24 protein-coding genes are annotated in these 20,527 nt (G+C 64.5%); 12 read left to right on the forward strand and 12 right to left on the reverse strand.

Translation table 11 applies throughout. The features are described from left to right. Positions 1 to 13: 13 nt before the first annotated feature. Positions 14 to 1,267 (forward strand): DNA polymerase IV, encoded by a 1,254-nt coding sequence (locus EP867_RS00530; protein WP_128486263.1) that lies wholly within the window; start codon positions 14 to 16, stop codon positions 1,265 to 1,267. Between the two features lie 135 nt (positions 1,268 to 1,402). Here EP867_RS00530 and rimM read toward each other — a convergent pair whose 3' ends face one another. From rimM to EP867_RS00560, 6 genes are all read right to left on the reverse strand, one after another. After that, a complete protein-coding gene (gene rimM, locus EP867_RS00535) occupies positions 1,403 to 1,909 on the reverse strand; it encodes a ribosome maturation factor RimM (protein ID WP_128486264.1) in 507 nt (168 codons plus the stop codon). A gap of 74 nt (positions 1,910 to 1,983) precedes the next feature. Further along, positions 1,984 to 2,334: a 30S ribosomal protein S16 gene (gene rpsP / locus EP867_RS00540; protein WP_128486265.1), complete on the reverse strand. Its 351-nt coding sequence runs from the start codon at positions 2,332 to 2,334 to the stop codon at positions 1,984 to 1,986. Between the two features lie 39 nt (positions 2,335 to 2,373). Next, positions 2,374 to 2,670, reverse strand: coding sequence for a chorismate mutase (locus EP867_RS00545; RefSeq protein WP_380075218.1), 297 nt, complete (start codon positions 2,668 to 2,670; stop codon positions 2,374 to 2,376). A 17-nt stretch (positions 2,671 to 2,687) separates the two neighbouring features. After that, positions 2,688 to 3,239: a GNAT family N-acetyltransferase gene (locus tag EP867_RS00550; protein ID WP_128486267.1), complete on the reverse strand. Its 552-nt coding sequence runs from the start codon at positions 3,237 to 3,239 to the stop codon at positions 2,688 to 2,690. Further along, positions 3,236 to 4,747 carry a signal recognition particle protein gene (gene ffh / locus EP867_RS00555; RefSeq protein ID WP_128486268.1) on the reverse strand — a complete coding sequence of 504 codons (1,512 nt, stop codon included), beginning with the start codon at positions 4,745 to 4,747 and terminating at the stop codon, positions 3,236 to 3,238. Before ffh ends, EP867_RS00550 begins: the two co-directional genes overlap by 4 nt. Before the next feature lie 221 nt (positions 4,748 to 4,968). After that, a complete protein-coding gene (locus EP867_RS00560) occupies positions 4,969 to 5,490 on the reverse strand; it encodes an FxsA family protein (protein WP_128486269.1) in 522 nt (173 codons plus the stop codon). A gap of 132 nt (positions 5,491 to 5,622) precedes the next feature. On the opposite strand from EP867_RS00560, the gene EP867_RS00565 reads away from it, so the two are divergent. The 6 genes from EP867_RS00565 to EP867_RS00590 all read left to right on the forward strand — a co-directional run bounded on the left by EP867_RS00565 (position 5,623) and on the right by EP867_RS00590 (position 9,903). Then, positions 5,623 to 6,294 (forward strand): Tim44/TimA family putative adaptor protein, encoded by a 672-nt coding sequence (locus EP867_RS00565; RefSeq protein WP_128486270.1) that lies wholly within the window; start codon positions 5,623 to 5,625, stop codon positions 6,292 to 6,294. A 10-nt stretch (positions 6,295 to 6,304) separates the two neighbouring features. Continuing rightward, a complete protein-coding gene (mltA, locus tag EP867_RS00570) occupies positions 6,305 to 7,309 on the forward strand; it encodes a murein transglycosylase A (protein ID WP_128486271.1) in 1,005 nt (334 codons plus the stop codon). 3 nt (positions 7,310 to 7,312) lie between these two features. Continuing rightward, entirely contained in the window at positions 7,313 to 7,930 is a 618-nt protein-coding gene (locus EP867_RS00575) for a Smr/MutS family protein (RefSeq protein ID WP_128486272.1), read from the forward strand. 65 nt (positions 7,931 to 7,995) lie between these two features. Beyond that, positions 7,996 to 8,871, forward strand: coding sequence for an SPFH domain-containing protein (locus EP867_RS00580; protein ID WP_128486273.1), 876 nt, complete (start codon positions 7,996 to 7,998; stop codon positions 8,869 to 8,871). After that, the gene (locus EP867_RS00585; protein WP_241656773.1) at positions 8,871 to 9,140 is read left to right on the forward strand and encodes an NfeD family protein; all 270 of its coding nucleotides are present in this window, start codon (positions 8,871 to 8,873) and stop codon (positions 9,138 to 9,140) included. The genes EP867_RS00580 and EP867_RS00585 overlap by 1 nt, the downstream gene beginning before the upstream one ends. 4 nt (positions 9,141 to 9,144) lie before the next feature. Next, entirely contained in the window at positions 9,145 to 9,903 is a 759-nt protein-coding gene (locus EP867_RS00590) for an SH3 domain-containing protein (protein ID WP_128486275.1), read from the forward strand. Between the two features lie 33 nt (positions 9,904 to 9,936). Here the strand turns inward: EP867_RS00590 and pyrF are convergent, their stop codons facing one another. The 3 genes from pyrF to EP867_RS00605 form a co-directional block, all read right to left on the reverse strand. Further along, entirely contained in the window at positions 9,937 to 10,644 is a 708-nt protein-coding gene (gene pyrF / locus EP867_RS00595; protein ID WP_128486276.1) for an orotidine-5'-phosphate decarboxylase, read from the reverse strand. A 72-nt stretch (positions 10,645 to 10,716) separates the two neighbouring features. After that, complete coding sequence (locus EP867_RS00600; protein ID WP_128486277.1) at positions 10,717 to 11,334, reverse strand: enoyl-CoA hydratase/isomerase family protein; 618 nt, start codon at positions 11,332 to 11,334, stop codon at positions 10,717 to 10,719. Then, the gene (locus tag EP867_RS00605; RefSeq protein ID WP_128486278.1) at positions 11,331 to 12,077 is read right to left on the reverse strand and encodes an SDR family oxidoreductase; all 747 of its coding nucleotides are present in this window, start codon (positions 12,075 to 12,077) and stop codon (positions 11,331 to 11,333) included. The genes EP867_RS00600 and EP867_RS00605 overlap by 4 nt, the downstream gene beginning before the upstream one ends. Positions 12,078 to 12,224: 147 nt before the next feature. Here EP867_RS00605 and EP867_RS00610 point away from each other — a divergent pair, with 147 nt between their 5' ends. The 4 genes from EP867_RS00610 (at position 12,225) to EP867_RS00625 (ending at position 16,207) form a co-directional block, all read left to right on the forward strand. Beyond that, positions 12,225 to 13,421, forward strand: coding sequence for a DUF2125 domain-containing protein (locus EP867_RS00610; RefSeq protein WP_164888724.1), 1,197 nt, complete (start codon positions 12,225 to 12,227; stop codon positions 13,419 to 13,421). Positions 13,422 to 13,486: 65 nt separating this feature from the next. Continuing rightward, on the forward strand, positions 13,487 to 14,851 hold the full coding sequence (locus tag EP867_RS00615) for a TldD/PmbA family protein (protein ID WP_128486280.1): 1,365 nt from the start codon (positions 13,487 to 13,489) through the stop codon (positions 14,849 to 14,851). Further along, positions 14,838 to 15,626 (forward strand): 3'(2'),5'-bisphosphate nucleotidase CysQ, encoded by a 789-nt coding sequence (locus EP867_RS00620; protein ID WP_128486281.1) that lies wholly within the window; start codon positions 14,838 to 14,840, stop codon positions 15,624 to 15,626. Before EP867_RS00615 ends, EP867_RS00620 begins: the two co-directional genes overlap by 14 nt. Positions 15,627 to 15,739: 113 nt before the next feature. Then, on the forward strand, positions 15,740 to 16,207 hold the full coding sequence (locus EP867_RS00625) for an Hsp20 family protein (protein WP_128486282.1): 468 nt from the start codon (positions 15,740 to 15,742) through the stop codon (positions 16,205 to 16,207). Positions 16,208 to 16,363: 156 nt separating this feature from the next. Here EP867_RS00625 and EP867_RS00630 read toward each other — a convergent pair whose 3' ends face one another. The 3 genes from EP867_RS00630 to EP867_RS00640 all read right to left on the reverse strand — a co-directional run bounded on the left by EP867_RS00630 (position 16,364) and on the right by EP867_RS00640 (position 19,119). Continuing rightward, a complete protein-coding gene (locus EP867_RS00630) occupies positions 16,364 to 18,292 on the reverse strand; it encodes a vWA domain-containing protein (RefSeq protein ID WP_128486283.1) in 1,929 nt (642 codons plus the stop codon). Beyond that, positions 18,289 to 18,828, reverse strand: a complete 540-nt coding sequence (locus EP867_RS00635; protein ID WP_128486371.1) for an RNA polymerase sigma factor — start codon at positions 18,826 to 18,828, stop codon at positions 18,289 to 18,291. Before EP867_RS00635 ends, EP867_RS00630 begins: the two co-directional genes overlap by 4 nt. Positions 18,829 to 18,927: 99 nt before the next feature. Next, entirely contained in the window at positions 18,928 to 19,119 is a 192-nt protein-coding gene (locus EP867_RS00640) for a DUF1674 domain-containing protein (RefSeq protein WP_128486284.1), read from the reverse strand. Positions 19,120 to 19,231: 112 nt separating this feature from the next. Here EP867_RS00640 and EP867_RS00645 point away from each other — a divergent pair, with 112 nt between their 5' ends. After that, positions 19,232 to 20,503, forward strand: coding sequence for an RsmB/NOP family class I SAM-dependent RNA methyltransferase (locus EP867_RS00645; RefSeq protein WP_128486285.1), 1,272 nt, complete (start codon positions 19,232 to 19,234; stop codon positions 20,501 to 20,503). The last annotated feature ends 24 nt before the right edge of the window (positions 20,504 to 20,527 follow it).

Consider the following 20,527-nt stretch of genomic DNA (forward strand, 5'->3'; position numbering starts at 1 on the left):
GCATATCTGCACCATGCCCGCCCTTTGCCGCGACTGCCTGACCCCGCTGACGACCGGCCCGCGCTGCCCGACGTGCCGCAGCCCGCGGGTGATTGCGCATGACGAATTAAACAGCCTCAGCATCGCACATCTCGACTGCGATGCCTTTTACGCCAGCGTCGAAAAGCACCTGAACCCCGAGCTGCGCGACAGGCCGCTGATCGTGGGGGGCGGCACCCGTGGGGTGGTCTCAACCTGCTGTTATATCGCACGACTTTACGGCGTCCGCTCCGCCATGCCGATGTTTGAGGCGCGCAGGCGCTGCCCGGAAGCCGTGGTCGTGCCGCCGCGCATGTCGGTCTATGCCGAGGTCTCGCGCAGCCTGCGCAGCCGCATGGAAGCGCTGACCCCTGCGGTTGAGCCGCTGAGCCTGGATGAGGCCTTTCTGGATCTGACCGGCACCGAAAGACTGCACGGCGCCCCCGCCGCCGAACTTCTGGCGCGGCTGGCCCATGAGGTTGAACGCGACCTGGGCATCAGCCTCTCGGTCGGGCTTTCGCATAACAAGTTCCTGGCCAAGATTGCCTCTGATCTCGACAAGCCGAGGGGCTTTTCTGTGATCGGGCGTTCGGAAACTCAGGCCTTTCTGAAAGACAAGCCTCTGCGGATCCTCTGGGGGGTGGGGCTGTCCACCCAGGGCGCACTGGAACAGGCCGGGATCCGCTCTGTCAGCGACATCCTGGATTGGGATATCCGCGATCTGACGGACCGCTTTGGCCAGACAGGAGAGCGGCTCTGGCATCTCGCACGGGGTATCGATACCCGCAAAGTCTGCCCCCATGATCAGCCGAAATCCATCTCAAAAGAGACCACCTTCGATCAGGATCTGACGGATACCGAACTTTTATTCAGCCACCTCTGGCGTTTAACCGAACAGGTAGCGGACCGCGCCAAGGCCCGCGAGCTTGAGGGAAAAACCGTCACCGTGAAGGTGAAACAGGCCGATCACCGCATCCTGACCCGCCGCCGCAGCCTGCGGGAGCCCGCGCAACTGGCGGATGCGATCTGGCGGGTGGCAGAAGAGCTGCTGCGCGATCTGGCCCCTAAAGCACCCTTCCGGCTGGTGGGTGTCGGGATCTCGGATCTGGCACCCGCCTCAGGCCGCGATCCGGCGGGGGATCTGCTCGACCCCGGTGCTGCCAGGCGGGCCGCGGCGGAGCGGGCAACCGACGTCATCCGCGCGAAATTCGGAACGGATGCGATCATCAAGGGGCGTATGCTGCGCTGACCTGCGAGACGCAGTGCACCACCCGGCCAAAAGTCGCCCAGGCAAAGGGTCGGCCCGCGAATGACAAAGAGCCGGACCCTGACCGAGAGAACGCGGCCGGGGCGTTTTGCCCCTTCCGCGCTTTAACTTTTAGGATCAGACCTCTTCGGGCGGATCGACGATCATCCGGCCCCCGGCCAGATCCACCGTCGGCACCACTGCGAGGGTAAAGGGCAGCAGCAGCGGCGATTTCATCCCCGGGCCCATGATCTCCAGCAGATCGGAGGCGCCATGGTTCAACACCGCCTTCACCTTGCCAAGCTCAGTCCCGCCGGTGTCCAACACCGTCAGACCGATCAGATCGGTGTGGTAGAATTCATCATCGGGCAGCGAAGGCAGCCGCGCGCGATCGGCAAAGAGGCGAATACCGCGGGCGGCTTCGGCCTGCTCGCGGGTGGTGATGCCGCTCATCCGGGCGGAAAGCCCATTGTTAAGAATGCCCGTCAGCACGAGGTCAAACTCACGCTTGCCGTCTTCCGAGTAAAGCGGCGCGTAATCCGCAATCGCGGCCGGGTCCGCGCAAAAGCTTTTCAGGCGCACTTCGCCTTTGACACCAAAAGCGCCCCCGATGGCGCCGACGCAAATCCGTTCCGATCCGGCCATTTGTCCTGTCCTCAGAAAGCAGAAAGCCGGGCGCCCGAAGGCACCCGGCAGATATCACTGATCCGCAGGGATCATTATTCAGCAGCAGCTTCCGCTTTTGCAGCTTTTTCAGCAGCGCGTGCGACAGCTTTTTTGCCCGGCTGAGCCGACTTCGGGTTGTTGCGGACTGCTTTTTCTTTCAGGCCGGCAGCTTCCAGGAAGCGTGCAACGCGGTCGGTCGGCTGTGCGCCCTGCGACAGCCAGTACTGAACGCGCTCAACGTTCAGTTTGACGCGGTCTTCTGCGTCTTTTGCCAGCAGCGGGTTGTAGGTGCCCAGCTTCTCGATGAAGCGGCCGTCGCGCGGCATGCGGGCGTCAGCAGCAACGATTGCGTAGTGCGGGCGCTTTTTCGAACCACCGCGGGCGAGACGGATTTTCATGGACATGAGGAATCTCCTTGGGATGTTAGGACCGGCAACACCGGATTACTGTTGAAAGGTCTCGTGATGCCGGATGACTTCCGAGATGATGAACGCCAGAAACTTTTTGGCGAATTCGGGGTCCAGATCGGCCTCTTTGGCCAGCCGTTCCAGACGCTCGATCTGACGCGCTTCGCGCGTGGGGTCCGAGGGGGGAAGCTCGTGTTCGGCTTTCAGTTTCCCCACGGCCTGGGTGTGCTTGAAGCGCTCTGCCAGGGTGAAGACCAGAACGGCATCCAGCCGGTCGATCGATTCACGATGGTTGCGCAGAATTTCTGCAGCGCGGGATACGACGTCACTCACCTGGCTCTCCTCCGTTGTCATGCGTAAGCCTCCGGGCCGCCGTCAGCGAGTGCCGCGGCTGCCGGGTGACGCCAGATATCGACCTGCGTTCCGCGCAGCTCAAACTGCCCCTCGGGCACCGCACCCATCCGGCGGGCAAGCGCCGCCGAGGGGGCATTATCCGGCGCGATCAGGCTGATCGCCGTGCTCCAGCCCAGCTGGCCATAGGCATAGGCGCGGGCAGCTTCGGCCGCTTCGCGGGCAATGCCTTTGCCCTCAGAGGCCGCATCCCAAAGCGTCCAGCCGAGTTCCGGCTCAGGCCAGCCTTCGGGATACCAGGGACCAACGGTGCCAAGCGCACGACCCGTGGCCTTCTCCGTGATCACAAAGAAGCCATAGCCGCGCATCACCCAATGGCCGATGACATGGCCAAAGCCACGCCAGGCCAGATCCGCCGACAGAGGGCCGCCAACAAAACCTGCGCGATCGCCGGCCATAAAGGCAGCGAAAGGGGCGAAATCATCTGCCTGCGGTGCCCGCAGGATCAGACGTTCCGTCTCCAGCACAGGGGTGTTGGCGAGGGTGATCATTTGCGCTTCATCAGCCCCGACAGACCCGAAGGCAGCGACATGCCGCGCGGCAGGCCAGGCATACCGCCCATGCCACCCAGACCCGGCATATTCATGCCTTCCTGCATGCCCTTCGACAGCTCTGCCAGCTGATCGGGGGTCATTTTCGACGGGTCAGGCATGCCCTTTTTGGACATCATCATTTTGATGGCCTGTTTCATCATGCCACCCTTGCCCATCTTCTTCATCACATCCGCCATCTGGCGGTGCATTTTCAGAAGGCGGTTGAGTTCAGCCACATCAAGACCGGCACCGGCCGCGATCCGCTTTTTGCGGCCCGCCTGCAGCAGATCAGGATTGGCGCGCTCTTTTTTGGTCATCGAGTTGATGAGCGCGATCTGACGCTTGAGCATGGTGTCGTCAAAGCCCGCACCTTCGGCGGCTTTGGCCATTTTACCCATGCCCGGCAGCATGCCCATGACGCCCTGCATGCCGCCCATTTTCATCATCTGCTCGAGCTGCATTTTCATGTCGTTCAGGTTGAACAGACCCTTGGCGAAACGCTTCGCCATGCGCTCTGCCTGCTCGGCCTCAAAGGTCTCGCGGGCTTTTTCCACCAGGGCGACGATATCGCCCATGCCAAGGATACGGCCTGCAACGCGCTCGGCGTCAAAGACTTCCAGGGCCTCAGACTTCTCGCCCAGACCCACAAAGCGGATCGGCTTGCCGGTCACGGCGCGCATCGAGAGCGCGGCACCGCCGCGGCCATCGCCGTCCATCCGGGTCAGCACAACGCCGGTGATGCCGACTTTGGCGTCAAATTCCTGCGCCACTTCCACGGCGACCTGACCGGTCAGACCGTCAACGACCAGCAGGGTTTCGCGCGGCTGCGCGATCTGGCTGACCTGTGCCACCTCTTCCATGAGGGCGACATCGATCTGCAGACGACCGGCGGTATCGAGGATGTAGACGTCATAGCCGCCGAGCGTCGCCTGCTGTTTGGCGCGTTTGGCGATCTGAACGGCCGACTCACCCGCGACGATCGGCAGGCTGTCGACGCCGATCTGCGTGGCCAGAATCGCCAGCTGCTCCATAGCGGCCGGACGCTGGGTGTCGAGCGAGGCGAGCAGGACTTTCTTGCCCTCACGCTCTTTCAGACGGCGGGCGAGTTTGCCCGAAGTGGTGGTCTTACCCGAGCCCTGCAGACCGACCATCAGGATCGGCGCGGGCGGGTTGTCGATCTTCAGACGCTCTGCCGGGCCTTCGCCCTGAAGCATCGCCACCAGCTCGTCATGGACGATCTTGATGACCTGCTGGCCCGGGGTCACCGATTTGGTAACTGCCTGACCCGTCGCCTTTTTCTGCACAGCTTTGATGAAGTCGCGGGTGACGGCCAGCGAGACGTCTGCCTCCAGCAGGGCCACGCGGACTTCGCGGAGTGCGGTGATGACGTCAGCCTCGTTCAGGGCACCCTGACGCGACAGTCGCTCGAATACGCCGCCAAGGCGCTCTGAGAGATTCTCGAACATGCGGGGCCTCCTTCGTGGCACGCGGATCACAGTTTCCCCGGCACAAAGCGGTAACGCACCCACGGGCGCAACGCGCTGGCGGGTGGCGATCCCGGCACAAGGCCATGGGACCGGAATGTTCACTCATTCCGGATTTGGGGTCAGCCATAGGCCGGAAAGCGCCAAAGAGTCAAGCTTTCCAGGGGCTGCAAAGCAAAGGGGGCGAAAATTCGCCCCCGTCCTCAGACCTTAATCTGCCTGTGCCACCCCGAGCGGGGCGACTGCCCCGGCAGCGGCGGGGCGTCCGGCCGGATCTCGGTGGCCTCTGCATCGATGATGTCATCTGCCGGATGCGGGCCGCGCTGCGCGCCCGGGTGCCCCCCTTGGGCAAAGCCGCCGAACCCCTGCGGGGCGCCCCGGAACGTAAAGACGCCGCCCTGCCCGGCAAGGATGCGCTTCAACATGGCACCGCTGATCAGCCGGCGCACCGGCGGCAGCAGAAGGATGAGCGCGAAAAAGTCCGACAGAAAGCCCGGCAGGATCAGCAGCACACCCGCAACCGCCCGCAGTGCGCTCTCAGCGTCCGCGGGACGGCCGTAACCGGCGGAGGTACGGATCAGCGTGCCGCCGATCACCATCGCCACTGCCAGCCACAGCAGTGTGAGCCAGAACCCCAGAAGATCACCCGCCATCACAAAGAGAGCGATTTCCGCAAGGGGCCAGAGAAGAAGGGGCAGCAAAACGCGCAAAGACAGGCCTTTCATGTCAGTTTTACCCGCCCGCAGGTGGACTTGCAGGGGGGCGTCACCTACATATGGGAACAACCGCAGTAAGACCAACCCCTCGCCCCCGATTTCAGGACCTGAGACCGGAGGCGATACCCCAACCGAGGCCCCATGAACTCTGCATTGATCCAACTTCTGGTCCTGGGCGCGATTGCCGTGTTCCTGATCCTCAAGCTGAAATCGGTTCTCGGGACCCGGGACGGCTTTGAACGCCCCAAAAAGCCGATCGGCACCCCGGCAGAAGCCGCTCCGGAACCCGCGCGCCGCGATCTGCGCGTGATTGAAGGCGGCCCCGATCACGACATCGTGGACCACGTCCCCGCTGGCTCCGCCGCCGCCACCGCGCTGACCGCCATGAAAAAGGCTGAGCCGGAATTTTCGGCGACCGAATTCCTGAACGGTGCCCGCGGCGCTTATGAATGGATCCTGATGGCCTTTGAGAAAGGCCGTATGGATGAGATCGTCCCCTTCCTGTCGAAAGAGGTCTATGACAGCTTTCAATCGGTGGTCGATGCGCGCGAGCGCGAAGGCCTGACGATCGACGCCACCTTCGTCGGCCTTCGTGAACTGACGCTTCAGGATGCGACCTTCAATCCGGCCACCAATGAGGCTGAGATCACCGTTCGCTTCGTGGCGGAACTGACTTCGGTGGTGCGCAACCGCCTGGGCGAGATCGTGGAAGGCAGCGAAACGGAAGTCAAACGCCAGCGCGATGTCTGGACCTTCGCCCGCCGCCTGGGCAGCGAGGATCCGAACTGGCAGCTGGTCGCCACCGGAGAGTGAGGTTGCGCGGATGCGGGCTCTGGCCTTCGCCGCGCTTTCCGGCCTCAGCCTGACAATGAGCAGCGTTGCGGCCGAAACCCTGAGCTTTGGTGATCTTTCCGGCTGGGCTGAGGAGGATCACCACGCGGCTCTCGCGGCTTTTACCGAGACCTGTGATCTGATCCGGGCGCCTGAATGGGCGCCCCTTTGCGCTTTGGCGAAGGAGGCCACCGACGCCCGCGCTTTCTTTGAGATGTTTTTCCGCCCGGTGCTGACCGGAGAGCCGCCCGCCCTTTTCACCGGCTATTATGAGCCGGAACTGAGCGGCTCTCCCATCCGCACTGCGCGCTTTGCCTGGCCCGTCTATGCCCGCCCGCCCGAGTTTGACGGCAAGGGCATCTGGCACAGCCGCGATGTCATTGAGGATCGGGGCCTTCTGCGCGGGCGTGGCCTGGAACTGGCCTGGCTGGAAGACCCGGTTGAGGCCTTTTTTCTGCAGATCCAGGGCTCGGGCCGTATCCGCATGACCGACGGCAGCGTGATGCGGCTGGGCTTTGCGGCCAAGAACAACCACCCCTACCGCTCTGTCGGGACAGAACTCATCCGGCGCGGCGTCATGGCGGCACATCAGGTCTCTGCCCAGGGTATCAAAGCCTGGGTGCGGGCCAACCCGGGGCCGGGGCTGCAGCTGCTGCGGCACAATCCGTCGTTTGTTTTCTTTCGCAGACTTCCCGACCTCCCCCCCCATCGCGGCCCGATCGGCGCCATGGGGCGCAGCGTGACCACCCTGCGCACACTGGCCGTGGACCCGGAGTTTACCCCCCTCGGCGCACCGGTCTGGATTGAGAAGGGCGGCGCCACTCCGATGAACCGGCTGATGATCGCCCAGGACACCGGCACCGCAATCAAAGGCGCCCAGCGCGCGGATATTTTCTACGGCACCGGCGATGCGGCCGGTGAAGCGGCGGGGCGCATCAAAGACCCGGGCCAGATGATCACCCTGCTGCCGATTGAGCAGCTGATGGCGGAGCGCTGAGACATGGCCCGCCGTCGCAGCCTGCGCCCCGAAGAACGCGAGCTTTGGGAGAAAGTCGCCCGCACCGCAGAGCCGATGCACAAATCGCGCAAAGCTCCCGAACTGCCGGAGCCTGCGCCGGCGCCTGAGGTCTCAGACCGCCCGCTCATCCCGCCGCCACAACCGCAGCCTTTCCGGCTGCCGGCCTCGCTGCGCCTGGGCGCGAAGGCGCGTCCCTCAGCCACAAAGGTCGATCTGGCCCCCACACCGGCAGAGGCCCTGGCCGCAGCACCCGTGCGGATGGATGCAGGTACCCATAAAGCCATGACGCGCGGCAGGGTCAGCCCCGAAGCGCGGCTCGATCTGCACGGCATGACCCTTTCAGAGGCCCATCCCGAACTGATCCGCTTTCTGATGAACGCGCAAAGCGACGGCAAACGGCTGGCGCTGGTGATCACCGGCAAGGGCAAGGACCGCGATGACGGCGGCCCGATCCCTTCGCGCATCGGGGCTTTGCGCCATCAACTGCCGCATTGGCTGGCACTGCCGCCGCTGCGCCATATCGTGCTCCAGGCCTCTCAGGCGCATCTGAAGCACGGCGGGGCCGGCGCCTGGTATATTTACCTGCGCCGCCTGCGCTGAAGATTTGACCCAAAGCCCGCCCCGCGTCAGACTGCCCGCATCAGTGACGGCAGAGAGTGCGCGCTATGGAAGACTTCATCGGACGAAACCTTGTCTGGATCGTTCTGGCGGTTCTGCTGCTTGTCATCGCGCGGATGGCAATCCGCATCGTCCCACAGGCCGATAAATTCGTCATCGAGCGTTTCGGGCGGCTGCATAAGGTTCTGGGTCCGGGGCTGAATGTCATCACCCCTTTCCTCGACCGGGTGGCGCATAAAATCTCGATCCTCGAGCGTCAGCTGCCGGTGTCGCGCCAGGATGCCATCACGGCGGACAACGTTCTGGTGCAGGTTGAGACCTCCGTCTTTTACCGCATCACCGAGCCGGAAAAGACCGTCTACCGGATCCGCGATATCGACGGCGCGATCACCACCACTGTGGCGGGGGTCGTGCGGGCGGAGATCGGGATGATGGATCTTGATGAAGTGCAGTCCAACCGCGCGCGTCTGATGGAGAAGATCCGCTCCAGCCTGGAAAATGTGGTCGATGACTGGGGCATTGAGGTGACGCGGGCTGAGCTTCTGGACGTCAATCTCGATGACGCCACCCGCTCTGCCATGTTGCAGCAGCTCAATGCAGAACGCGCCCGCCGCGCCCAGGTGACCGAGGCAGAGGGGCTGAAACGCGCCGTGGAACTGCGCGCTGATGCCGAACTTTACGCCGCCGAGCAGCAGGCCAAGGCGCGGCGCATCAGCGCCGATGCCGAGGCCTATGCCACCGGCGTTGTCGCTGCCGCCATCCGCGAGAACGGCCTTGAAGCCGCCCAGTATCAGGTCGCGCTGAAACAGGTCGAAGCGCTTGGCGAAGTTGCCAAAGGCGCGGGCAAGCAGACCATTATTCTGCCCGCTGACGCGGTTGCAGCCTTCGGCGATGCCTTCAAACTGCTGCGGGGGCGCGGCTGATGGCGGGCACCTGGTGGCTCTGGGTGTTGGGCGGACTGGTTCTGGCGGGGCTTGAACTGGCAGTGCCGGGCTATTTCTTCCTCGGCTTTGCCGCAGGCGCGGTGCTGACCGGGGGGCTGGTGGCACTTGGGATCGCCGGGGCGAATACGGCGTTAACCCTCGTCGTCTTTGCGCTGCTTTCAGGTCTTGCCTGGGGCGCTTTGCGCTTTGTCTTTGGCGTGGCCCCGCGGGATGTGAAGATCATTCGCCGCGACATCAATGAGGATTGAGACCATGCGGATGCTGCCCTGTCTTTTCGCGCTCTCTCTCATCAGCGGACCGGCGCTGGCGGCAGGGGGCACATGGGAGCTGGTGGCAGAATCCGGCGGGTGCCGTGTGACCCTGGTGCCCGAAATGGTCGATGACGGTATTTTCTTCGTCGATCGGGGCGAGGCCGACTGCGGCCCCGATATCGGCCGCATCACCGGCTATGCGCTGAATGATGACGGCGGCGAGATCGTCTTTTATTCAACCTTCGAGGGGGTGGATCTGGTCGGCCAGATGACCCGCGACGCAGAAGGGCTTTACCGCGGCACCCTGCGCAATGGCATGGTCGTGCGGATGGAGCATCAGTCCGGCCAGAAAGGCATCGCCGATCCGCGCACCGGTCTGACCACCGGCGAAGACATTGCCCCCGCCTTTTCCGAGAGCGAGGACGAGACGACACCGCCCTCCGCAGAAATCCCCGAAGAGACCGCTCCTCCGGGAAACTGCCGGACCTATACCGGCGGGCGCAGCTGCGTTGAGGAAGAAGACCTCGAAGCCCCGGCCCTTGGCCAGCTTCAGACGCTGACGCGGATGAACCTGCGCGACGCCCCCAATGCGGCGGGTGCCCGTGTCGGCCAGGCCGAAGCCGGAACCTGCTTTACCGTCAGCCTTTGCGACAGTGATGCAGAGGGGCGGCTTTGGTGCAGCGTCAGCACTGAGACCCTCAGCGGATGGGTGCTGAAACAGGATGCAACCACCGTCTATTCCCGCAACAGCTGCCTGTAAAAGAAAGGGGGCCGCTGAGGCCCCCTTATCGCATCAGCGCTTCAGCAGCGCGGCCAGTTCGGCGCTGATCGCCTCAACGGCTTTGCGCGGATCTTCAGCCTTCCAGACCGGACGGCCCACCACGATGTGATCGGCCCCGTCCGCAATGGCCTGCGCGGGTGTGGCGATGCGCTTCTGATCGCCGAGCTCAGCCCCGGTCGGGCGCACGCCCGGCGTCACGATCAGCTTTCCGGCCGCTTCCGGCAGGGCGCGGATCAGCGCGGCTTCCTGGGGCGAGGCGATGACGCCATCGGCCCCGGCCTCAAGCGCGCGGGCCGCACGCTCCAGCGTGATCTCACGGATGTCGCCCGGAACGATCAGGTTGTTGTCCAGATCCGCCCGGTCAAGCGAGGTCAGCACGGTAACCGCCAGGATCTTCGTCGCGCGGCCCTTACGGCCCTCAGCCGCCGCCCGCACAACCTGGGGATCGCCGTGAACGGTCAGGAAGTCGAGGTCAAACTGTGCCAGACCCCGCACCGCCGCCTCAACGGTCGCACCGATGTCAAAGAGCTTCATATCAAGGAAGACACGCTTGCCGTGCTCCTGCTTCAGCTCATTGGCCAGCGCCAGACCGCCACCGGTCAGCATGCCAAGGCCGATCTTATAGAAAGAGGCCGCATCACCGATCTTTTCGGCCAGTTCCAGGCCCGCCAGAGCGTTGGGCACATCCAGCGCCACAATCAGACGATCATCCGCAGTCATCGGGCTCTTCCTTTTGGTCAGGGGGCAAACGGCTGAGGCGATAATCCCCGCCTGCCCCCCGCGCAAGCCTTTTCAGCCCGGAATCATGGCTGCAATCGCCGCAGCATGGCCGGGTTTGCCTGTCAGAACCGGCGCGGCCAGCGCCTTTGCGGCCTCAAGAAGCGTCTCAGGGGCGACCAGGCGGTCCAGAAGCCCCCAGGCCAGGGCCTCCTCCGCCGGGATTTTTTCACCGCAGACGAGGATCATCTTCGCCCGCGAAGGCCCTACCAGCGCGCGCAGACGCCCCGGATCAGAGGGCTGCGGCAGATAGCCAAGCTTCATCACCGGATAAAAGACCGACATCCCCGGCACGCCCAGACGCAGATCACAGGCCAGCGCCATGCCATTGGCCCCGCCCGCCAGGGTGCCGTTCAGGGCGGCGATGCTCAGGCCCGGAAACGCCGCAATGGCCCCCGAAAGCTCCTCCCAGAGCGGCGAGAGCGCCAGACCGGCCTTTGCCTCCTCCAGATCCGCCCCGGCGGAAAAGACACGCCCCTCCCCGGTCAGGATCAGCACCTGAACGCCCGCTTCGGCGGCCCCGCGCACCGCATCGCGCAAAGCGATCAGCATCTCACCGGTCAGCGAATTGGCCTTATCGGGCCGCGCGATGGTCAGAACGCGCAGCGCCCCCTCATCCTCAACCCGGATCATGCGATCAGACCCACAGCGCGGCGGATCCTCTCCTCGCGCAAAGACACCTCCGCCCCGTCAAACTCCGCCGCCTCAGCCCCGCACATCCAGACGAGGGTCTTTGCGGGCCATTCGGGCGGGATATGCACTGACCAGTCAAGCTGGCTGACCGGGTTGATGCCGCTGGCCTTAACGGCACGCTGCATATCCGTGGCCACGGTGCCAGGCGACAGAGACAGCACCCGCACGCCCGCAGGCCCCGCCTCAAGATGCGCGGCGCGGGTCAGCATATAGGCCCCGGCCTTGGACGAGCAGTAGGCCGCCCAACCCTCCTGCGGGTTATGGGCCGCGCCGGAGCCCACGGTGATGATCACCCCGCGCCCGCGGGCGATCATTCCCGGCAGCACCGCCTGCATGCCGTTGTAGACGCCGCCGATATTGATCGAGAGCGTGTCGTGAAACGCCTTCACGTCGCCATCAGCGATCCGCGCAACCGGACCAAGGACCCCGGCATTGTTGATCAGCACCTCAACGGGGCCATAAGCCGCCTCAGCCCGGGTGACTGCGGCTTTCAATGCGGCGGCATCGGACACATCACAGGGCAGCGCCAGGCCCCCCGTCTCAGCGGCCACGGCCTCGAGCGCTGCACCTGAGCGTGAAATCAGCGCAAGGCTTGCACCTTTTGCGGAGAACTCCCGCGCGGCTGCGGCCCCGATCCCGCGTGCGGCACCGGTGATCACGACCAGTTTACCCTTCAGTTCCATCGTCTTTATTCCCTGCTGTCGCTTTGCGCCGAAGGTTAGGCAGCCTGCCGCCCTGCCCGCAAGCAAAAGCCGAAAGGCTTGACCACTGCCGGGCCGGCTGAAATGATTTCGCCGGAAAATTGCCCCAGTGGCCTGAAAGGTTTCAGAATGTCCCTATTGCGTCAAAGTGTGTTTACCGGTGCCTTCGTTCTTCTTGCTGCTCCGGCATTTGCACAGGTCAGTGCAGATGAGCTTTGGAAGAACTGGCAGGCGGTCAGCAAGGACATGGGCTATGAGCTTGCAGCAGGGGATCTGACCCGCAGCGGCGACCGGCTGGTGGCGAAGGATGTGACCTTCAACATGGTCACTGAAGAGATGAAGGTCATCAACCGCGTGCCCGAGATGGTGCTGCGTGAAACCGGCGGCGCAGTCGAAGTGACCGCCTCGCCGGAATGGCTCAGCGAGTCCACCGTGACGGTGGACGGCGAGACCCAGTCGATCGCCACCACCCTCAGCCAGACCGGCTATCTGATGACCGTGACCGGCACCGCCGCCGAACCGGTCTATAAATTCAAAGCCGACAGCATGTCTTTTGCACAAAAGATCCCGCTTCCGGCTGAAAACGCGAAAGCCCAGGGCTCGGTCAATACCAGTGGCACCCTGATCGCGCTGGACGGTGGCTTCACCCTGACCGGCAGCGGCGATGCGCAGCAGATGACCTACAGCTTCAACGCGGCCGATATGAAGATCGTGCTGAAAGCCGGAGGCGAGAGCGCCGATCAGCGCAGCAGCTTTACCCTTGATATGAAAGAGCTGACCTCTGATTTCCAGGGCAATCTGCCGCCGAAAGCCGCGGCGGAAAGCGATCTGACCTCGCTTCTGAAGACCGGCCTCACGGGTATCTCAAACCACAAAAGCGGCCCGGTTGAATTCTCCGTCGACGTGGCCTCGCCGGACATGCCCTTCAAAGGCGAAGGCCGCTTCAGCTCCACCGCCAGCAGCTTCGGCCTCTCGGGCAGCGAGATCAAACTCGACCTCGATCTCAAGGGCATCCAGGCTGGTCCTGCCGGCGATAAGCCCAGCGCCTCCGACCTGATCCTGCGCGGTCTGGCGATGCTTAACCCGAGTGCCACGGATGATACCGAGGTGTTCAAATCCGGCACCCTCACCGTGACCATCAACGAAAGCCAGGCGCTGCTTGATAACCTCAGCGCGACCGGCCTGATCCCCGCCGATCAGATGATGGGCGTTCAGATGATGCTGGCCATGTTCACGAAAGCCGGTGACACGCCGGGCTCGATCACCAGCACCGTGGAAGTGACCGAAACCGGTGACTTCCTGGTCAACGGACAGTCGATGCAGTAAGGCCGCTTGCCTCAGAGCATCCCCCGCGCTACGCCGGGGATGCTTTTTCGTGAAAGGACGGCCCCATGTCCGGCAACCGCTTTGACCCCGCCACCCTTGAAGGGCTGACCGCCCGTCTGCTTGATGCCGCCCGCAAAGCCGGTGCGGAAAGCGCGGATGCCGTGGCGGTGGCAGGCGATGCCATCTCCATCGACGTGCGCGGCGGCAAGCTTGAGCAGGCCGAGAGGGCCGAAGGGTTTGACATCGGGCTGCGGGTGCTGATCGGTCGCCGCCAGGCTTCGGTGTCCGCCTCGGATATCTCGGACGATGTGATCGCCGGCATGGCCGAACGTGCCGTTGCCATGGCGCGTGAAGCGCCCGAAGATCCGACCGCCGGTCTGGCCGATCCCTCGCAGCTGGCACGCAGCTGGGACCAGGCCGCGCTTGAGATGATCGATCCTGCGGCCGCCCCGACGGCGGCGGAACTTCAGGAAGATGCCCTGCGCACCGAGGCGGCCGCCCGGGATGTCGCCGGGATCTCTCAGGTCGACAGCTCCTCGGCCAGCTATTCGCGCCGGGCGTTTCACATGGCCGCGACCAATGGATTTTCCGGCGGTTACGGCCGCACCGGCCGCGCGATTTCCTGCGTCGCCATCACCGGCACCGGCTCTGCGATGGAGCGTGACTTTGCCGGCGAAAGCCGCGCCTGGGCAGCAGACCTGCCCTCACCCGAAAGCATCGGCCTGCTGGCCGCCGAGCGTGCGCTGGCCCGTGCCGGGGCAAAGCGCCCGCCGACCGGCCGCTATCCGGTGCTCTTTGATGAGCGGATTTCCGGCTCGCTGATCGGGCATCTGCTCTCCGCCATCAATGGCTCGTCGATTGCCCGCGGCTCCAGCTTTCTGCGCGATAAACTCGGCCGCCAGGTTCTGCCCAAAGGCCTCGATCTGATCGAAGACCCGACCCGCCCGCGCATCTCGGGCTCGCGCCCCTTTGACGGCGAGGGCCTGCCCACGCAGCGCCGCGCCTTTGTGCGCGACGGCGTGCTGGAGAGCTGGATTCTCGACCTGGCGACCGCCCGCAAACTCGGAATGGAAAGCACCGCCAATGCCGCACGCGGTACCGGCGGCCCCCCCGGTCCCAGCGCCGGGAACATCACTTTGACCGAGGGCACGGCCAGCCGTGAAGATCTGATCCGCCAGATGGGAACAGGTCTCCTGGTCACCTCAATGATCGGCTCTACCATCAACCCGACCACGGGCGATTATTCGCGCGGTGCCGCAGGCTATTGGGTTGAAAACGGTAAGATTGTCGGTGCGGTCAATGAATGCACCATCGCCGGTAATCTGATCGACATGCTGGGGCGGATCACCCCGGCCAATGATGCGCGCCGCCATCTTTCGGCGGTGGTGCCGAGCCTTCTGGTCGAAGGAATGACCCTTGCGGGGGCCTGAGGCGGATCTCACTCTCCTCAGTGACACTCTGCGCGAAGCGGGGAAACTCGCCTTGCGCTACTGGCGGCATAAGCCGAAATTCTATGACAAACCCGGCGATGCCGGTCCGGTCTCTGAAGCAGACCTGGCGGTGAATGATCTGCTGCTGGCAAAGCTTAGGGCGGCGCGGCCGGAATATGGCTGGCTCTCCGAGGAAACCGCCGACACGCCGGAGCGTCTGGCCCGTGACGACTGTTTTATCATCGACCCGATCGACGGCACCCGCAGCTTCATCCAGGGCGAAGACACTTTCGCGATCGCGGCAGGGATCTGCCACCGGGGCCGCATGACAACCGGAGCCGTCTATCTTCCTGCGCTCGAGCGGCTTTACACCGCCCATGCCGAAGGCCCGGCGCGAATGAACGGTCAGACCATCACCGCCTCTGAGCGAAGCGCGCCGGATGGCGCGACCATGCTGACAGCCACGCCAAACCTCGCGGCTTCGCACTGGCCGGGCGGGCTGCCCGATGTGCGCCGCGCCTTCAGACCCTCGCTCGCCTACCGGCTTTGTCTGGTGGCCGAGGGACGCCACGACAGCATGGTCAGCTTCCGCCCGACCTGGGAATGGGACATCGCCGCCGCAAGCCTGATCGTCGAGCGGGCGGGCGGACGCGCCACCGCCGGAAACGGCGCGGCGCTGATCTTCAACACGCCCGGGGCGCGCATCCCCTCCGGCGTTCTGGCGGCAGGCGCCGCGCTGCACCCCAGGCTGCTTGCGCTGCATCTGCCCTCTTGAAACCCGGCTCGGGGCTTCCCAGATCATCCTCACCGGAGGCCACAACGGATCCGGTTCACGACCGCTCTGCCCCCTGGCGGGAGAGCATCTGGCATCGCTCAATGAGGATGAATATGCGTAATTTTGATTTTGCTCCGCTCTATCGTGCCACCGTCGGCTTTGACCGCATCGCCGATCTGATGGACCGCACGCTCAGCGCGGACAGCGTGACGAGCTACCCGCCCTACAACATTGAGAAAACTGCTGAGAATGCCTATCGCATCTCGGTGGCCGTCGCCGGCTTTTCGCCCGATGAGCTCTCGGTTGAGGTGAAGGAAAGCACTCTGCATATCACGGCCAAGAAAGGCCCCGACACCACTGAGCGCAGCTATCTGCACCGCGGCATCGCCACCCGTGCCTTTGAACGCCGCTTCGCTCTGGCCGATCATGTGAAAGTCACCGGCGCTCTGCATGAAAACGGTATGCTCCATATCGACCTGGTGCGCGAAACCCCCGAGGCGCTGAAGCCGCGCCGCATCGAGATCGCCACCCCCCGCGGCGCCGATACCAAAGTTCTGACGGCGGAAACCGTCGAGATCTGAGGGAGGCCTCCGCGCGAACGGCCTGCCTCGTAACAGACCGGTCAGACGACACACGGGGCGCAGATGATCTGCGCCCCGTTTCAGATTTCGGGGGTTCCCGAAGGGGGCGCTGCCCCCTTCGGCGGGGGTTGCGGGGGCAGAGCCCCCGCGGCCCCTTCACTTTCCGCTCAAAGCCGCAGCGAGGCGCATCAATTCGACCGCTGCTGCGCGATAGCCGAAAGGATCTTCCCCCTTCGCCCCTTCTGCCAGTGCCACGGCCTCCTGATACCCCCAGGTGTCAACAAAGCGTCCACCGCTCAGCAGCTGGCCAAAGCCTGCCACTGCGGCTGCGAAACGTGCATCCGCATCGGGTTCAGAGGCCGTGGCCGGGACGGCCTGTTCGATCAGACGGCTCGCCGTTTCCCCCGGCGCTTTGTAGCGCAGCTTCAGCCAGCCGGCCTCTTCCGACGACCCCAGGCTTTCGCGGCCATACCGCAGCGGCTCGCTCAATCGGGCGGCACTGCCGACCGGGGTGATCTCATAAAGCGCGGTCACCTGATGTCCTGCGCCGATCTCGCCGGCGTCCACTTTGTCATCGGCAAAATCCACCCGCGAAAGCGCCCTCGTTTCATAACCGATCAGCCGGTATTCCGCGACCACCGCCGGGTTCCATTCCACCTGCAGCTTCACATCCCCCGCAATGGTGAAAAGCGCCCCTGCTGCCTGATCGACCATAACTTTGCGCGCCTCTTCGGCACTGTCGATATAGGCGGCCTGGCCATTGCCATTCTGCGCCAGCGCCTGCATCAGCGCATCATCAAGATTGCCGCGCCCGAACCCCAGGACCGAAAGCGCAATCCCGGAATTCCGCTTCCCGCTGACATAGGCCTTCAGATCCTCCGGGTCGGAGAGGCCGACATTGAAATCCCCGTCGGTCGCCAGAAGCACCCGGCCGATGCGTCCCTCGCCCGCCATCTGCCCGGCCAGGCGATAGGCCAGCTCCAGCCCCTCGCCCCCGGCGGTGCTGCCGCCCGCCTGCAGATTGTTCAAAGCGCCGAGGATTTTCCCGCGCTCTGCAGCAGAGGTAGGGGGCAGAACTTCGCCGGCAGATCCGGCATAGGCGACGATCGCCACCTGATCCTCCGCACTGAGCTGCCCCAGCAGCAGCGATAGCGAGGTTTTCAAAAGCCCCAGCCGGTCCTCGCCCTCCATCGAGCCGGAAGTATCGACCAGAAATACCAGGTTCAGCGCCGGGCGCTCTGCCACAACGGGCAGTTTTCCCTGCAGTCCGATCCGCACCAGGTCCTTCCCCTCTGCCCAGGGGCTGGCGAACCGCGACAGGCTCAGACTGAAAGGCTCCTCCGCCTCTGCGGCCGGGGCCGGATAGGCATAGGGGAAATAATTTATCATCTCCTCGACCCGGACCGAGGCCGGATCGGGCAGAACGCCGCCACGCAGGCTGCGCCGGATCCAGGACCAGGACGCCGTATCCACATCCACCGAGAAGGTTGAGACCGGCTCTTCTGCGGTCACCTTCACGCCCGATGCCTCAAATTCCGCAAAGCGATCAGAGCCGGAGGGGGCGATCTGCGGCGCATCGGCACTCTGCATCGCGCCCGAGGCCGGGCGCGCCATCCGCTGCATCGCCGCCCCGCCGCCCCCCATCTGCGGCGCAGGAGAGATCGGCGCGGGTGGCAGCGCCATCCTGTCCGACTGCGCGGTGACCGGCGCGATCGCCTGTTCCGCCGCAGGGGCTGCTCCATGTAACTCAGCAGGGGCATCCGGCACCGCGATTGCCTCAGGGCCGGGTTGCTGCGGCAGGGTCACAAGGGTCACACCAAGGGCCAGAACGGCAACCGAACTGGTGGCCGCCAGGGCCCCGCGTGACGTCAGACGACTCAACATCTCTCTTACTCCTGAAAACAAGCCACCCCCGAGGGAGCGGTTGTTCTCAGGACGCATCACCCGGGCCTGATCCTTGGCGGTCGCGTCAAAATTTTCCATCGCAAGGGCGAGGATCTCCGCACGGCGTGCGGCATCGGCCTGCGGGGCTGCGCCCTTCAGGGCAGCGCGCAGACGCTCCGTGTCATCGCGGGGCTCTGTCATGCCTTCGCCTCCCGGGCCGCGAAAGCGCGCAGCCGCTTTTTCACTTCAGACATCCGCCAGGACACCGTGCCCTCGCCGATCCCCAGAACCTCAGCCGCCTCTGCCTGGCTCAGATCTTCCCCAAAGAGGAGTGCGACCGTATCGCGCAGATCGCCCGGCAGACCGCGCATGGCCTCATAAAGCCAGCGCTCAGCCTCACGGCCTGCTTCAATCTCATCCTGGCGCGCCACTTCGTAATCACCCCAGCCGCTGGCGGCCCTGGCATGAACCGCCTGACGGCGGCGGCGGTCATGGGCGGCATTGACCACCACCCGGTAGAGCCAGGTCGTGAATTTCGCCTCGCCCCGCCAGCCCGCAAGCTTGCGCGGCAGCGCCATGCAGACGTCCTGGGTCAGATCCTCAGCCTCAGCCTTTGCACCCGTGAGCCGCCAGCACAGGCCGTGGATCCGGTCATAATGGCGGGAAATCAACGCCGAGAAGGCAGCGCGGTCCCCCGCTGCTGCCGCAGTCGCCAGGTCATTATCAGGTGTTTCCATCCGCATGATACCATTGAGACGCAGGCCGGATCCGAAATCCTGGCGTCCCACCAGAAAATTCATAAAAAAAACGCGCCGCAAAAGCGGCGCGTCAAAACGTCAGAAATCGATGGCGAGGCCCTTTTTCTCCCAGTCGCCGTAGCGCACGGGCTCCGGACCGCTGCGACCGCCCAGCTCGGTCGCCAGGTTCAGATCCTGAGCCAGGCGGCGGCGCTCAGCCGCTTCGGCCAGCGCACGCTGCGCGGCGGGGGGCAGGTCGGGGCGGAGGGTCTCGCCGGTATCTTCACTCATGGGCCGCGTCCTTTCAGACATTTCCTTAAAGGGTCTGCTGCGTTATATGCGCCAAAACCCTGCCGGGAAAAGAGCGGCGGGGCCGGGTATGTGTCACGAAAGGATCAGGATCATGGCAGAAGGTCAGGCAGCACGCCGTGGCGCAGTGGCACTTTTGCAGGAAGTGACCGCGAAGGGCCGGACCATCGCTGAGATCCTGTCGGATGCGGAAAACCCGCTGAGCTCCCTTTCCCCCCAGGACCGCGCCCGCGCTCAGCGGCTGACGCTCGACACCCTGCGCCGCATTGATGGCTGCGATGAGGTGATTTCGCGCCAGATGCAGCGTCGCCCGGGTCTTTATGTGCTCAATATCCTGCGTCTTGCCACGACTGAGCTGTCGCTGCGTCCCAAAGATGCCCATGGCATCGTCTCCGAAGCCGTGAACCTGGCGCGGGGCGATGACCGCTCGGCCCAGGCCGCAGGTTTTGTGAACGCCGTGCTGCGCAAAGTGGCTGCGTCAAACCTGAACTTTGAGCCGCAGCGCCTGCCCTCCTGGCTGCGCCAGCCGCTGGTGCAGCGCTTTGGCAAGGCTGCCGTGCGTGCGATGGAAGTCGCCCATATGGCCGGCGCGCCGATTGACATCACCCCCAAAGACCCGGCCCGTGCGGCAGAGCTTGCAGAGCGTCTTGAGGGCGAATTGCTGGCGACCGGCTCGATCCGTCTGAGTGCCGGGGCCCAGGTTTCGGCCCTGCCGGGTTTTGCAGAAGGCGACTGGTGGGTTCAGGACGCAGCCGCCGCGCTTCCGGCGAAAATTCTTGCGGTGCAACCTGGTGAGAAGGTTCTCGACATGTGCGCAGCCCCCGGCGGCAAGACCATGCAGATGGCCGCAGCCGGTGGCATTGTGACCGCGCTCGATATGTCCGCGAAGCGCATGGAGCGCCTGGCCGAGAACCTGGCGCGGACCGGTCTGAGCGCTGAACAGGTGGTGGCAGACGCCCTGTCTTACGGCGTGCCGAACCAGTTTGATGCGGTGCTTCTCGATGCGCCCTGCTCGGCCACCGGCACCATCCGCCGTCACCCTGAGCTTCCCTTCATCAAAGATCCCGATGATATGCCCGCGCTGACCCGTCTGCAGGCGCAGATGATCGATCACGCCGTTCATGTCCTGAAACCTGGCGGGCGGCTGGTGTTCTGCACCTGCTCGCTGCTGCCCGAAGAAGGCGAAGAGCAGATGATTTCGGCCCTCTCGCGGCATAAAAACCTGCAGCGCGATCAGAAGGCCGTTGCCGGATGGCCGGGCGCCTGGGATGCCAAGGGCGGCGGTCTGCGCCTGCGCCCGGATCACCTGGCCGAAGCGGGCGGTATGGACGGCTTTTTCATCGCCGCTTTCCGTAAAGACCTCTGAGGCGGGCTGCCGCCCCGTGACAGC

Source organism: Falsigemmobacter intermedius, from assembly GCF_004054105.1.
In the GTDB taxonomy this organism is placed as follows: domain Bacteria; phylum Pseudomonadota; class Alphaproteobacteria; order Rhodobacterales; family Rhodobacteraceae; genus Wagnerdoeblera; species Wagnerdoeblera intermedia.

Coding starts and splice junctions, on each gene's coding strand:
- EP867_RS00610 (WP_164888724.1), top strand. CDS start 12,225: ATGTCCCTATTGCGTCAAAGTGTGTTTACCGGTGCCTTCGTTCTTCTT.
- EP867_RS00635 (WP_128486371.1), bottom strand. CDS start 18,828: ATGGAAACACCTGATAATGACCTGGCGACTGCGGCAGCAGCGGGGGAC.
- rpsP (WP_128486265.1), bottom strand. CDS start 2,334: ATGTCCATGAAAATCCGTCTCGCCCGCGGTGGTTCGAAAAAGCGCCCG.
- EP867_RS00550 (WP_128486267.1), bottom strand. CDS start 3,239: ATGATCACCCTCGCCAACACCCCTGTGCTGGAGACGGAACGTCTGATC.
- rimM (WP_128486264.1), bottom strand. CDS start 1,909: ATGGCCGGATCGGAACGGATTTGCGTCGGCGCCATCGGGGGCGCTTTT.
- mltA (WP_128486271.1), top strand. CDS start 6,305: ATGCGGGCTCTGGCCTTCGCCGCGCTTTCCGGCCTCAGCCTGACAATG.
- EP867_RS00590 (WP_128486275.1), top strand. CDS start 9,145: ATGCGGATGCTGCCCTGTCTTTTCGCGCTCTCTCTCATCAGCGGACCG.
- EP867_RS00530 (WP_128486263.1), top strand. CDS start 14: ATGCCCGCCCTTTGCCGCGACTGCCTGACCCCGCTGACGACCGGCCCG.
- EP867_RS00600 (WP_128486277.1), bottom strand. CDS start 11,334: ATGATCCGGGTTGAGGATGAGGGGGCGCTGCGCGTTCTGACCATCGCG.
- EP867_RS00575 (WP_128486272.1), top strand. CDS start 7,313: ATGGCCCGCCGTCGCAGCCTGCGCCCCGAAGAACGCGAGCTTTGGGAG.
- EP867_RS00640 (WP_128486284.1), bottom strand. CDS start 19,119: ATGAGTGAAGATACCGGCGAGACCCTCCGCCCCGACCTGCCCCCCGCC.
- pyrF (WP_128486276.1), bottom strand. CDS start 10,644: ATGACTGCGGATGATCGTCTGATTGTGGCGCTGGATGTGCCCAACGCT.
- ffh (WP_128486268.1), bottom strand. CDS start 4,747: ATGTTCGAGAATCTCTCAGAGCGCCTTGGCGGCGTATTCGAGCGACTG.
- EP867_RS00605 (WP_128486278.1), bottom strand. CDS start 12,077: ATGGAACTGAAGGGTAAACTGGTCGTGATCACCGGTGCCGCACGCGGG.
- EP867_RS00585 (WP_241656773.1), top strand. CDS start 8,871: ATGGCGGGCACCTGGTGGCTCTGGGTGTTGGGCGGACTGGTTCTGGCG.
- EP867_RS00625 (WP_128486282.1), top strand. CDS start 15,740: ATGCGTAATTTTGATTTTGCTCCGCTCTATCGTGCCACCGTCGGCTTT.
- EP867_RS00630 (WP_128486283.1), bottom strand. CDS start 18,292: ATGACAGAGCCCCGCGATGACACGGAGCGTCTGCGCGCTGCCCTGAAG.
- EP867_RS00645 (WP_128486285.1), top strand. CDS start 19,232: ATGGCAGAAGGTCAGGCAGCACGCCGTGGCGCAGTGGCACTTTTGCAG.
- EP867_RS00565 (WP_128486270.1), top strand. CDS start 5,623: ATGAACTCTGCATTGATCCAACTTCTGGTCCTGGGCGCGATTGCCGTG.
- EP867_RS00615 (WP_128486280.1), top strand. CDS start 13,487: ATGTCCGGCAACCGCTTTGACCCCGCCACCCTTGAAGGGCTGACCGCC.
- EP867_RS00580 (WP_128486273.1), top strand. CDS start 7,996: ATGGAAGACTTCATCGGACGAAACCTTGTCTGGATCGTTCTGGCGGTT.
- EP867_RS00560 (WP_128486269.1), bottom strand. CDS start 5,490: ATGAAAGGCCTGTCTTTGCGCGTTTTGCTGCCCCTTCTTCTCTGGCCC.